The 11,387-nt window shown below is 71.8% G+C and carries 12 protein-coding genes; 6 read left to right on the top strand and 6 right to left on the bottom strand.

Translation table 11 applies throughout. The features are described 5' to 3' along the window. Nucleotides 1-1,233, top strand: a 1,233-nt coding sequence (locus tag C1I98_RS26905; RefSeq protein ID WP_233508213.1) for an MAB_1171c family putative transporter, incomplete at its 5' end; no start/stop codon positions are given. Nucleotides 1,234-1,309: 76 nt separating this feature from the next. On the opposite strand, the gene C1I98_RS26900 is transcribed toward C1I98_RS26905, so the two are convergent. Then, nucleotides 1,310-2,551 (bottom strand): HRDC domain-containing protein, encoded by a 1,242-nt coding sequence (locus C1I98_RS26900; RefSeq protein WP_233508212.1) that lies wholly within the window; start codon nucleotides 2,549-2,551, stop codon nucleotides 1,310-1,312. Next, nucleotides 2,548-3,144 (bottom strand): DUF3000 domain-containing protein, encoded by a 597-nt coding sequence (locus C1I98_RS26895; protein WP_111170215.1) that lies wholly within the window; start codon nucleotides 3,142-3,144, stop codon nucleotides 2,548-2,550. Before C1I98_RS26895 ends, C1I98_RS26900 begins: the two co-directional genes overlap by 4 nt. 656 nt (nucleotides 3,145-3,800) lie before the next feature. Between C1I98_RS26895 and hemE the strand changes: the two genes are divergently transcribed. After that, complete coding sequence (gene hemE / locus C1I98_RS26885; RefSeq protein WP_267898078.1) at nucleotides 3,801-4,832, top strand: uroporphyrinogen decarboxylase; 1,032 nt, start codon at nucleotides 3,801-3,803, stop codon at nucleotides 4,830-4,832. On the opposite strand, the gene C1I98_RS26880 is transcribed toward hemE, so the two are convergent. Further along, nucleotides 4,825-5,790, bottom strand: coding sequence for a DUF4349 domain-containing protein (locus C1I98_RS26880; protein ID WP_158558197.1), 966 nt, complete (start codon nucleotides 5,788-5,790; stop codon nucleotides 4,825-4,827). The genes hemE and C1I98_RS26880 overlap by 8 nt on opposite strands. A gap of 87 nt (nucleotides 5,791-5,877) precedes the next feature. Here C1I98_RS26880 and hemG point away from each other — a divergent pair, with 87 nt between their 5' ends. The 3 genes from hemG to C1I98_RS26865 all read left to right on the top strand — a co-directional run bounded on the left by hemG (nucleotide 5,878) and on the right by C1I98_RS26865 (nucleotide 8,858). Then, complete coding sequence (hemG, locus tag C1I98_RS26875) at nucleotides 5,878-7,314, top strand: protoporphyrinogen oxidase (protein WP_111170211.1); 1,437 nt, start codon at nucleotides 5,878-5,880, stop codon at nucleotides 7,312-7,314. Nucleotides 7,315-7,363: 49 nt separating this feature from the next. Continuing rightward, on the top strand, nucleotides 7,364-8,068 hold the full coding sequence (gene hemQ / locus C1I98_RS26870; RefSeq protein ID WP_111170210.1) for a hydrogen peroxide-dependent heme synthase: 705 nt from the start codon (nucleotides 7,364-7,366) through the stop codon (nucleotides 8,066-8,068). Between the two features lie 91 nt (nucleotides 8,069-8,159). Beyond that, nucleotides 8,160-8,858, top strand: coding sequence for a hypothetical protein (locus C1I98_RS26865; protein ID WP_146607653.1), 699 nt, complete (start codon nucleotides 8,160-8,162; stop codon nucleotides 8,856-8,858). A gap of 12 nt (nucleotides 8,859-8,870) precedes the next feature. Here C1I98_RS26865 and C1I98_RS41745 read toward each other — a convergent pair whose 3' ends face one another. The 3 genes from C1I98_RS41745 to msrB all read right to left on the bottom strand — a co-directional run bounded on the left by C1I98_RS41745 (nucleotide 8,871) and on the right by msrB (nucleotide 9,794). Next, nucleotides 8,871-9,032 carry a hypothetical protein gene (locus C1I98_RS41745; RefSeq protein WP_158558196.1) on the bottom strand — a complete coding sequence of 54 codons (162 nt, stop codon included), beginning with the start codon at nucleotides 9,030-9,032 and terminating at the stop codon, nucleotides 8,871-8,873. 29 nt (nucleotides 9,033-9,061) lie between these two features. Then, nucleotides 9,062-9,241 carry a hypothetical protein gene (locus tag C1I98_RS40700; protein ID WP_146607652.1) on the bottom strand — a complete coding sequence of 60 codons (180 nt, stop codon included), beginning with the start codon at nucleotides 9,239-9,241 and terminating at the stop codon, nucleotides 9,062-9,064. 139 nt (nucleotides 9,242-9,380) lie between these two features. Beyond that, on the bottom strand, nucleotides 9,381-9,794 hold the full coding sequence (msrB, locus tag C1I98_RS26860) for a peptide-methionine (R)-S-oxide reductase MsrB (protein WP_111170208.1): 414 nt from the start codon (nucleotides 9,792-9,794) through the stop codon (nucleotides 9,381-9,383). Nucleotides 9,795-10,155: 361 nt separating this feature from the next. On the opposite strand from msrB, the gene ligD reads away from it, so the two are divergent. Further along, on the top strand, nucleotides 10,156-11,151 hold the full coding sequence (gene ligD, locus C1I98_RS26855; protein WP_111170207.1) for a non-homologous end-joining DNA ligase: 996 nt from the start codon (nucleotides 10,156-10,158) through the stop codon (nucleotides 11,149-11,151). Nucleotides 11,152-11,387: the final 236 nt, after the last annotated feature.

The following is an 11,387-nucleotide window of genomic DNA, read 5'->3' as shown; positions in this document are numbered from 1 at the left end:
TTTGAACGGGGGAACGGGATGGCGGAGTGGCTCCGCATGTACGGGCCGTCGATCGTCGCGTGGTTCCTGCTCCTCCTCGCTCCGCACGGCCGCCGCCGCCAGTCCGAGCCGTCCCGGCGCATGGTCGCGCTGGTCCTGACCGGCCTGGCCATCTCCACCACCGTCAACACGCCCGTCGTCTACGGCCTGATCGGCGAGCTGACCGGCATCCCCAATGTCGCAAGGCTCCTCGGGCACGCCGGAATGCTGGGCGTGGCCTGGGCGGGCCACGCGTTCTTCCACCTCATGGACGAACCCGGCAGGAACGCCCGTGCGGGCATCGTGCGCTACGCCTGCTACCTGGTCGCCGCCCTGGTGGCCATGGCGGTGCTGTTCGTCGCCGCCCCCACCCCCGTCGATGACGTGCGCTTCGCGGCCAGGTACGGCGCGGCCCCGTGGGTGCTCGAATACTGGCTCGTCTACGCGCTGGCCATCGTGCCCGCCTTCGTCGGGGTGACCCGAGAGGGGTTGCGCTGCGCCCGCGTGGCCGCCACGGCGACGCTGCGCGCCGGGCTGCACCTGGTGGTCGCCGGGGCCGCGGTCGCCATGGCGTACCAGGCCCACAAGACGATCTACTTCGCCGCGCGGCGGCTGGAGTTCTCCTATCCGCCGGTGCCGCTGAACCTGGACGCGCTGCTCCCGCCGCTCTCCCTGCTGCTGTTGGTGATCGGCACGACCATGCCCGGCTGGGGGCCGCGGCTGAAGGTCCCCGAGGCGCTGGAGTTCGCCGGCCGCTATCTGGCCTACCGCCGGCTGCGCCCGCTGTGGCTGGCGCTCTACCGCGCGGTGCCGGAGATCGCGCTCGTCCCCCCGGCGGCGGCCCTTTCCGAGCTGTCCCCGGTGGACCTGCGGCTGCGCCTCTACCGGAGGGTGATCGAGATCAGGGACGCCCGGCTGGCGCTGCTGCCGTACTTCGACCCTGAGGTCGCGGCGGCGGCCCGGAAGCTGGCCGCGCGCAGGGGCATCACCGGCCGGGACGCGGAGGTCCTGGCCGAGGCGGCGATGCTCGCGGCCGCGACGCACGACAAGGAACGCGGGCGGTCGCCCCGCCTCGCCGGGGACGCGCCCACGGTGCCGGGCGGCGGCGACCTGGAGAGCGACACCGAATTCCTGGACGGCGTCGCCCGCGCGTACCGCGCACACCGCAGAAAGCTCACCCGGCTGTGCGCCGCGAGCCACAGCGTTGGGGTGTGAATCAATAGCTTTTCCAGCCAGTGACCAGTTAATGGCGAAAAATTGCCCTAAAGCATCATATTTCCACGCAAACCGGTCAGACTTCTCCCTTGGTCTCCAGCCTGGTTAACGCTTTGGCCATCGGGCGCGCGGTCAGCCGGATCTGCCAGGAACGGGCGCCGAGCCCACGCAGCCGGTCCGCGATCGACTCGTCATCGATCACCTCCGGCGGCTCCCAGGTCAACCGGCGCACCGCGTCGGGCTGCAACAGGTTTTCCGTCGGCATGCGGTGCTCATCGGCCAGCGCCGCGACCACCGTGCGCGCCGCGGCGAGCCGCCGGGCGGCGGCCGGGTCGCGGTCGGCCCAGCGGTTGGCCGGCGGCGGGCCGTCGCCCGGCGTGCTCGGCTGCGGAAGCTGGGTGTCGGGCAACCCGCGGGCCCTGCCGATCGCGGCCAGCCACTCGCGCATATGCCGCCGGGCGCTGCGGCCGGTGAACGGCGCGATCTCGGTGAGCCCCTTGGTGGTGCGCGGGATCTCCAGGGCCGCGGTCACGATCGCCGAGTCGGGCAGCACCCGCCCGGGAGCGAGGTCGGCCTCCCTGGCCAGCCGGTCACGCAGGTTCCACAGTTCGCGCACGACCGCGAGACCGCGCAGCGAGCGAACCTTGTGGATGCCCGAGGTACGCCGCCACGGATCGGACCTCGGCGCCGGCAGCGGCGTGGCGAGCACCGCGGAGAACTCCTCCTCGGCCCACTCCAGCTTGCCCGCCGCGGCCAGCTCGTCGCGCAGCGCGTCACGCAGCTCCACCAGCACCTCGACGTCGAGCGCCGCGTAGCGCAGCCAGTCTTCCGGCAGCGGCCGGGTGGACCAGTCGGCCGCGGAGTGCCCCTTCTCCAGGCGCAGGCCCAGCACGGTCTCCACCATGGTGCCGAGCCCGACCCGCTCGTAGCCGAGCAGCCGGCCGGCCAGCTCGGTGTCGAACAGCAGCCGGGGGCGCAGCCCCAGCTCGGCCAGGCAGGGGAGGTCCTGGGAGGCGGCGTGCAGCACGATCTCGGTGTCGGCCAGCGCGGCGTCGAGCGCGGCCAGGTCGGGGCAGCACACCGGGTCGATCAGCACGGTGCCCGCGCCCGCGCGGCGCAACTGGACCAGGTAGGCCCTGCCGCTGTAGCGGTAGCCCGAGGCGCGCTCGGCGTCCACCGCCACCGGCCCGTGGCCCGCGGCGAACGCCGCCACCGCCGCGGCCAGCTCGCCGGGAGCCTCGATCACCGCGGGGATGCCCTCGCGCGGTTCCAGCAGCGGTACGGCCTCCCGCTCCGGAATGGTCTTCTCGTCGGTCACTTCCTGAAGGACTCCGGATCTTCGCGGCGGCGCGGCGACAGGGACGCCACGTCGGGTGGTAGCGGAGGCATACCCGCCGCGAGGCACATCAGATCGCACCATGCGGCGACATGGCCGGAAAGGTCGTCGTCCCTGGGAGACCAGGAGGCGCGCAGTTCCAGCTCGGTGGTGACGGGATCGGCCGCCTTGTTGCCGAACCCCTCCGACACGGCCCGGGTCACCGTGCCACCGGCCTCCGCGTAACCGGCCTGGTGGGCCTCCAGGGCGTCGGTCAGCCAGCTCCAGGCCACCGGCCCGAGCAGCGGGTCGGAGGTGATCTCCGGCTCCATGTCCGCCCGCACGTAGGCCACCAGCCGGAACGGACCGTCCCAGCCGCGCTGTTGTTCGGGGTCGTAGAGCAGGATCAGCCGGCCGATCGCCAGCTCGTCGCCGTCGCGGTAGACCGACGCGCCGATCGCGGCGGAGTAGGGGGCCAGCCGCTGCGGCGCCGGGATGTCCTCCAGCTCTATCTCCGGTCTGACCTCCGTGCCGCGCAGACTCTCCACCGCGCGCCGGAAGGCGGCGGGGGTGTCGGGCGCGTCACCGATGGTCATAGTCGAAGAGTAGGTCGAAGTCAGGCGCATGGGGACCACGGGGGTAGATGTAGGAGCCATGAGAATCGATCAAGCCGCGACCGGGATTCGCCGCCGGTGGGTCGTACTCACCGGGAGCGCGCCGCCGATGAGCATCGCGTGCCCGCACTCCGCGCACGCCCACTCCGGACACTCGCCGGGATCATGCCCGTCGTGGCATGGCGGCTGCTCGAAGACCCGCTCTTCGGCACACGAGGCACAGCGCTCAGTGCGGCGCTCGGGGGAACTCCACATCGCGGTCATCTCACGGGCCTTTCGTCGGGTCGTGCTCCGAACGTTGGCACGCCCGACCGACAATTCCGCGCAACGCACTCGGCGTGTCCCGAAAGTGGTACCCGAATCGATGCCGCGCGGTGACTTGACGAACATTTGAACCAGCCGATAGCTCGTCACGGCTCTCCCATAACGCGCACTGTACCCTTCATGCGGCGTTCAAGCCGCATTCAATGGCCTCAGGGCGCTCGTGGCGTGGCGGCGCGCCGCCCGGAGGCGTCCGATGACGGCGGCGGTTGACGGCGAGCGGAAAAGGCTGGCTTGGCCACACCATGCCGCATTTCCCCTCATCCCGCCGCCGCGTCCGTGCGCGGACCGCGGGTGCCCCATGGCACCCTGTGAGGGTGAATCCAGCCGAGTCCCCGTTCGTCCGTGCCTGCCGGCGCCTGCCCGTCCCGCACGTCCCGGTGTGGTACATGCGCCAGGCGGGCCGCTCGCTGCCCGAGTACCGCGCGCTGCGCGAGGGCGTGCCGATGCTCACCGCCTGCGCCACACCCGATCTGATCGTGGAGATCACGATGCAGCCGGTCCGCCGCCACGGCGTTGACGCGGCGATCTTCTTCAGCGACATCGTGGTGCCGCTCAAGGCCATCGGCATCGACCTGGACATCAAGCCGGGCGTCGGCCCGGTGGTGGCCGACCCGATCAGGTCGGCGGACGCGCTCGGCGCGCTGCGCCCCATCGAGCCCGATGACGTGCCCTACGTCGGCGAGGCCGTGCGCGGGCTGGTCAAGGAACTCGGCCCGGTGCCGCTGATCGGCTTCGCCGGCGCGCCGTTCACGCTCGCGTCCTACCTGATCGAGGGCGGGCCGTCCAAGAACCACGACCACACCAAGGCCATGATGTACGGCGAGCCCGCGCTCTGGCACGCGCTGATGGACCGCCTCACCGACATCACCATCGGCTACCTGCGCATCCAGGCCGAGGCCGGGGCCTCGGCCCTGCAACTGTTCGACTCCTGGGTGGGGGCCGTGGCCCCCGACGACTACCGGGCGTTCGTGCTGCCGCACACCAGCCGCATCTTCGCCGCGCTGGCCGACCTCGACGTGCCGCGCATCCACTTCGGCGTCGGCACCGGCGAACTGCTCGGCCTGCTCGGCGAGGCGGGGGCCGACGTGGTGGGGGTCGACTGGCGGGTGCCGCTGGACCGGGCCGCCGAGCGGGTCGGCCCGGGGCGCGCGCTGCAGGGCAACCTCGACCCCGCGGTGCTGCTCGCCCCGTGGGAGGTGATCGAGTCGCGGGCCCGCGACGCGCTCGCGCGCGGTCGCGCGGCCGAGGGCCATGTGTTCAACCTCGGGCACGGGGTCCTGCCCTCGACCGACCCCGGCGCGCTCACCCGGCTCACCGAGTTCGTGCACGCCTTCCCGGTCAACTGACCGCCGGTTCGCCCGTCTCCACGGCCGGGGGCGGCGCGTGCCGCCTGCGGCTCCGCCGTACCAGGAACACCAGGCCGGCCGCCGGCGGGACGATCACGATCAGCCACGGCACCAGGACGCCCACCAAGGTCAGCACGACCTTCACGAAGTCCGCCAGCCCGTGCCAGCCCGACCGCAGCCCGGCGGCGAACCCGCTGGGGTCGTCGGCCCGCTTCGGGGCGGACGAGGCGGGCCCGAACAGATGGAGCGTGATCGTGCCCATGCTGGTCCGCTCGGCCAGCGACTTCTGCCTGGCCTGCAATGACTCCAGGTCGGCCTCGCGCTCGTTGATCTCCCGTTCGACCTGGAGGACCTCGCCGATGGTGTCGGCCCGCTTGAGCAGCGCGCGCAGCGACTCCAGGGCCGACTTCGAGGACGCGAGCCGGCTCTCGACGTCGGCGACCTCCTCGGTGACGTCCTCGGTGCCCTGCCGCAGCGACTCACGATCGCCGAGCTCCTTCCCGAGCCGGGCGAGCACCCCCGGGTAGGCCGGGGGCGGCACCTTGAACTCCAGCCGGGCCGACGCGTCGCGCTTGCCGAAGGAATCGCTCTCCTCCTTGGACAGATGGCCCTGCGCGGCGGTGACGATCTGCTTGGCCTTCTCGGCCGCCGCGGGCACGTCCTTGACCTTGACGCCCATCTCCGAGACGTAGATGACCGCCCGCTCGGCCTTGATCAGCTCGATCTTGCCCGAGGTGTCGCGTCCGGACTCCTCGTCGGTGGCGGACTGCGGCTTCTTGGCTGTGATGTCGGATTCGCTTTTGCCGTACCGGTCCTCTGAGGTCAGGGCGGCGGGGGCGTCGGCGCGCTCCGAGGTGGACTGCGCAGTCCCGCCGCCACCGCCGCCGCACGCGGTGCCGAGCAGCAGGAGGGCCGCCAAGGGCACGCCCAGCCGCAGGCCGTGCTGAATTCTGCTCATGGTCTCATTCACGGCTGCGGCCATCGCGCGGTTTAACCGAGGGCGTCACGATGAAGTCACGTTCGGGGGCCGGTACCGTCTGGTGACATGAAGGGCGACGGCGGACGGCATGTGGTGGTCGTCGGAGGCGGGATCGCGGGCCTGGCCGCGGCCTGGTTTCTGCGGCGGCAGGCGGGTGACGCGGTCCGGGTGACCGTGCTGGAGGGCTCGCCGCGGATCGGCGGCAAGCTGCACGTGAGCGAGGTGGCAGGCGTCGCGGTCGACGCGGGCGCGGAGGCCATGCTGGCCAGGCGGCCCGAGGGCACGGACCTCGCCCGGATGGCCGGCCTCGGCGACGAGCTGGTCTACCCCGGCACGACGCAGGCGTCGATCCTGAGCAGGGGCGCGCTGCGGCCGATGCCGCCGGGTCAGGTCATGGGCGTGCCCTCCGACCTGGCCGGGGTCGGCAGGTCGGGTGTCCTGACGCCGTCCGGGCTGGCCCGCGCGCTGCTGGACCAGGTGCTGCCGGCCACGCCGGTCGCGGGCGACGTGTCGGTCGCCGCCTACGTCCGCGCCCGGATGGGCGCCGAGGTGGTCGAGCGGCTGGTCGAGCCGATGCTCGGAGGCGTCTACGCCGGGCGCGCAGCCGCGTTGTCGCTGGAGGCGACCATGCCGCGGATCGCGGCGGTGGCGCGGTCGGCGCGCTCGCTGTCCGGCGCCGCGCGGCAGATCGTCGCCGAGGCGCCCGCGGACGCGGGACCGGTCTTCACCACGCTGCGCGGCGGCATGGGCGGCCTGCCCCAGGCCGTGGCCGCCGCCTCGGGCGCCACCGTCAGGACGGGCGTCACGGTGCGCGAGCTGCGCCGTACGCCACGCGGCTGGCGGCTGATCGCCGGTCCGGTGCCCGAGCCGGAGGTCGTGGAGGCCGACGCGGTGGTGCTTGCCGTGCCCGCCGCCCCGGCCGGCCGGCTGCTCGCGGAGGAGGTCCCGGCGGCCGCCGCCGAGCTGGTCGCGATCGAGTACGCGAGCATGGCCATCGTCACCCTCGCCTACCCCCGGGCCGCCTTCCCCACCCCGCCGTCGGGCAGCGGCTACCTGGTGCCGACGGTCGAGGGCCGCCCGGTCAAGGCGGCCACGTTCAGCTCGGTGAAGTGGCCGCACCTGGCCGCGGCCGACCCGAACACGATCGTGCTGCGCTGCTCGATCGGCCGGCTGGGCGAGGAGCGGATCCTCCAGCGCGACGACGGGGAGCTGGTCTCTCTGGCCATGGCCGAGATGTCGGAGGTGATGGGCGTGCGCGGGCTGCCGCGCGACAGCCGCGTCACCCGGTGGGGCGGGGCGCTGCCGCAGTACGAGGTGGGGCACCTCGACCGCGTGGCGCGCATCCGCGCGGCCGTCGCGGCCGCCCCGGGCCTCGCGCTCTGCGGAGCGGCCTACGACGGCCTCGGCGTTCCCGCGTGCGTCGCCACGGCCCGTACAGCGGTGGCCCGGGTGCTGGACCACCTGGACCCCACGAGAGAATGGCAGTCGGCCGGTTCCGTGTGAGGCGGGATCACGACGTGGTTCCATGGCGGCTTGAAAAGGGTGTGCCGATATGACGAGGGAAGAAGGCGCGCGGCCCAAGGCGCGTGACCTCAACCAGGTGATCCGCTACACGATGTGGTCGGTGTTCAAGCTGCGCGAGTCGTGCGAGGGCGACCGGAAGGCGATGGCCGCCGAGGTCACCGACCTGCTCGCCCAGGTGGCCGGCAAGGACGTGGTGACCAGGGGCTGTTACGACGTCAGCGGTTTCCGCGCCGACGCCGACTTCATGTTCTGGTGGCACGCCCCCACCTCTGAGGACCTGCAGGAGGTCTACTCCCGCTTCCGCCGTACCGAGCTGGGGCGGCGTTGCACGCCGGAGTGGTCGGCGATGGCGCTGCACCGGCCCGCGGAGTTCAACAAGTCGCACATCCCGGCCTTCCTCGCCGAGGAGGAGCCGCGTGCTTACGTGAGCGTCTATCCGTTCGTCCGCTCGCTGGAGTGGTACCTGCTGGACGACGCAGAGCGTCGGGCGATGCTGGCCGAGCACGGGAAGATGGCGCGCGACTACCCCGACGTGCGGGCCAACACGGTCGCCTGCTTCTCGCTCAACGACTATGAGTGGATGCTCGCGTTCGAGGCGGACGAGCTGCACCGGATCGTCGACCTGATGCGCCACCTGCGCGCCGCGAAGGCCCGCAGGCACACCCGCGTGGAGATCCCCTTCTACACAGGGGTGCGCAAGCCCGTCACCGAGCTGGTGGCCGCCCTGCCGTAACGGGCGAAATATCCGCTTTGCCGAAGCGTAGGCTGACACGTCCATGATTTGTCATACTCAATGCAGATCTCCGGCTGAGTGAGGCGAAAGCGTGGCAACGGGCGGTGACGGGGTGGCGCGTTCCAGAGGTCGCGGCGGGCGGCATCGCCGCGGCAGGCAGGGCGGGACGAGCGCGCGGCGGGCGGTGGCCTATGTGGCGGCGCTCGGCGCGCTCGGAGTGGTCGCGACGGGATACACGCTGATCAGGGGAGGCGAGGCGCCCGCGGTCGTCGCCGCGCCTTCCGGTACGGCGGCGCCCGCGGTCACCGGCGGCCCTCCGCACGCCGCCTCCGCGCAGGTCCCGTCGGAGGCTCCGGTCTTCGCCGCGGACGCGGGAAAGACCGAGCAGAAGCCGGACGACAAGAAAAGCGACGAGAAGAAGAGCGACGGCAAGCGGAGCGAACGCAAGACCGCCGAGCGCGCGTCCGGGCCGTCCGAGCACACCGACACGCGTGCGGTGGAGTTCCTGCGCAGCAAGAAGGACTCGCCCGCCAAGCGCGTCACCGACGTCCGCTCGGTCGGCGGCTACCTGCGCATCTACACCGACCTGCCGCAGTCGGCGGACAACTCCCGCGACGCGCTCGAACTCTGCCAGCGCGGCCTGCGCTACCTGATCGAGGAGCAGGGCGTCGCCGACCCCATCGTCTTCGTGCAGGCGGAGTTCGGGGAGAACGGCAATCCGGTGCTCGCCAACATCCTCGGCTCCGACGACGCCAACTGCCGGGTCACCCACCCCAAGCCGGCGGACTGACGGGCGTCCGGATCATCTGATCCTGACCCTGGTCTTGCCGCACTTGACGCACCGCTGGGTGAGCACCCTGCCGATGGTCTCGATGGCCTGCCACCTGTGGCGCAGATGCAGGCGGTCCCGCAGCGCCGGTACCAGGGATCGGGCCGTCACCAGCACGATCTCCGCTCTCGCCATCCGGAAGCCGCTGATCGGACCCTCCCGCTTCAGCCGGGGCCGCGTGCCGGCACGATGTGCGTCGGGACGGCGCCCGCTCCGGCGGCCCGCGCGTCTGCCCTGACGCCGGGTCCCTGGGCGGCGTTCACGGAGGGGGCGTACGGCTCACCGGGGGAGCGGCGGATGCGGGGCCCGGCCGCCGCGGCCCGCGCCCGGCAGGGCTTCGTCATGCCGGGGCGGCCGATGGAGCCTGCTTCCGGTCCGTCGGCACGCGTCCCCCCTGGCATGAGCGCCCCCTCTGTCGCCGATCGCCATTAGCTTCCTGGCGGCGGCAAGGGACGCGCAAGACCTAAACCTGACCGGATATGGCTATCCGGCGGGCTGCTGTGCGGGCTCCAACCGCAAGGCGATCGAATTGATGCAGTAGCGGTCATCCGTCGGGGTCGCGTAGCCCTCACCATGGAACACGTGTCCGAGGTGGGAGTCGCAGCGGCCACAGCGGACCTCCGTGCGCACCATGCCGAGCGAGCGATCCTCGATCAGCACGACGGCATCCGAATCGGACGGCTCGAAGAAGGACGGCCAGCCGCAATGGGAGTCGAACTTGGTCTCCGAGCGGAACAACTCCGCGCCACAGGCGCGGCAGGAGTAGACGCCGATCGTCTTGGTGTCGACGTACTCTCCGGTGAAGGGGCGCTCGGTGCCCGCCTGACGCAGCACCCTGAACTCCTCGGGCGAGAGCTGCACTCGCCACTCGGCGTCGCTCTTGACCACTTTATCCATGTCTCCAGCCTACGATCGTGGCGCGCAGGACGTTTCATCGAGCCGAGTTGCGGGTGGAAGCATCCTTTCGGGGGAGATTTGGCGTCTTTGTAAGTGTGGGAGGTGTGTCACCTTCCATCGATGAATGGGGAGACCGTCCGCGGCCTGTCCCGGATGGCGCCGGCCCTCGCCCGTGCTGGGCGCCCTGACCGGGAGGCCGACCGCCGCCGGCGGCCGGGCGATGCGCCAGCGCCCGGCGAAATCACCGGCGCGGCGGATGGTCGTCGTGGTCCGTCCCGTCGAGCGCCCGATCCCGCCATCGGGCGGCTCCGGGACGGGCCCGCCCTAACCCGGGCAGGTCAGCGGGGGTACGGTCGGGAGCATGGCCTCGCCGTACATAGAACTCGAAGTCGGGCAGCGCACCGTCAAGGTCACCAATCCCGACAAGGTGTATTTCCCGGAGATCGGGGCGACCAAGCGGGAACTCGTGGAGTACTACGTCAGTGTGGGCGAGGGCGCGCTGCGCGGGCTCCGCGACCGGCCGACGTACATCAAGCGCCACCCGGACGGCGTGCTCAATGACGCCATCTACCAAAAGCGGCTGCCCGCCAAGCGGCCCGAGTGGGTCCAGGGCGTGACCGTGCGCTTCCCCAGCGGGCGCACCGCCGAGACGCTGCTGGTCACCGAGGTGGCGGACCTCGCCTGGTGCGCCAACCTGGGCACCATCGACTTCCACCCGTGGCAGGCCCGCGCCGCCGACCTCGCCCATCCCGACGAACTGCGGTTCGACATCGACCCGCAGCCGGGCACCGGCTTCGAGCAGGCCCGTGAGGTCGCCTTCGTGGTCCGCGACGTGCTCGGCGAACTCGGCATCACCGGCTTTCCGAAGACCTCCGGCAGCCGGGGCGTCCACATCGCCGTGCGCATCCGCCCGGAATGGGACTTCGTCCAGGTTCGGTACGCCGCCATCGCCCTGGCCCGCGAGGTCGAACGCCGTGCCCCCGACCTCGCCACCACCGCCTGGTGGAAGGAGGAACGCGGCGAGCGCGTCTTCATCGACTTCAACCAGAACGCCCTGGACCGCACCGTGGTCGCCGCCTACTCCATCCGGGCCAGGCCGCACGCCCCCGTCTCCACCCCGGTCACCTGGGACGAACTTCCCGAAGTCGACCCGGCCGCCTTCGACATCCGCACCGTCCCCGCCCGCTTCGCCGACCTCGGCGATGTCCACGCCACCCTGGACGACAAGGCCTACTCCCTGACCCCTCTGCTCGAATGGTTCCACGCCGACGACCGCGGCGACATGCCCTACCCCCCGAACTACCCCAAGATGCCCGGCGAGCCCAAGCGCGTCCAGCCCAGCAAGGCCCGCCCCTGACATCCGCCTCCGGGCACCCGGTCACATCGCGCCGCCGAGCCGTCGTCGTGGGCTGCCCTGGTGAATCGGAGATCGTTACTCTCGCCGGATGAGCGATGATGCTTCCCCTTCGCCGATTCGGGCGTTACTGCGGTTGCCCGGGGTGGGGCCGCAGGCGGTGTGCGGGCTGTTGGCGCAGGTCACGCAGCAGGTCGGGCCGATCGGGGCGGTACTCGTAGTCAAGGAGTCCACCGGTT

Origin of the sequence: Spongiactinospora gelatinilytica (assembly GCF_003236385.1) — a bacterium.
In the GTDB taxonomy this organism is placed as follows: domain Bacteria; phylum Actinomycetota; class Actinomycetes; order Streptosporangiales; family Streptosporangiaceae; genus Spongiactinospora; species Spongiactinospora gelatinilytica.
Note: the sequence above shows the minus strand (reverse complement) of the source record. Positions and strands in the feature narration are given on the sequence as shown.

Coding starts and splice junctions, on each gene's coding strand:
- C1I98_RS40700 (WP_146607652.1), bottom strand. CDS start 9,241: ATGACGAAGCCCTGCCGGGCGCGGGCCGCGGCGGCCGGGCCCCGCATC.
- hemG (WP_111170211.1), top strand. CDS start 5,878: ATGAAGGGCGACGGCGGACGGCATGTGGTGGTCGTCGGAGGCGGGATC.
- hemQ (WP_111170210.1), top strand. CDS start 7,364: ATGACGAGGGAAGAAGGCGCGCGGCCCAAGGCGCGTGACCTCAACCAG.
- C1I98_RS41745 (WP_158558196.1), bottom strand. CDS start 9,032: ATGGCGAGAGCGGAGATCGTGCTGGTGACGGCCCGATCCCTGGTACCG.
- msrB (WP_111170208.1), bottom strand. CDS start 9,794: ATGGATAAAGTGGTCAAGAGCGACGCCGAGTGGCGAGTGCAGCTCTCG.
- C1I98_RS26895 (WP_111170215.1), bottom strand. CDS start 3,144: ATGACCATCGGTGACGCGCCCGACACCCCCGCCGCCTTCCGGCGCGCG.
- C1I98_RS26880 (WP_158558197.1), bottom strand. CDS start 5,790: ATGAGCAGAATTCAGCACGGCCTGCGGCTGGGCGTGCCCTTGGCGGCC.
- ligD (WP_111170207.1), top strand. CDS start 10,156: ATGGCCTCGCCGTACATAGAACTCGAAGTCGGGCAGCGCACCGTCAAG.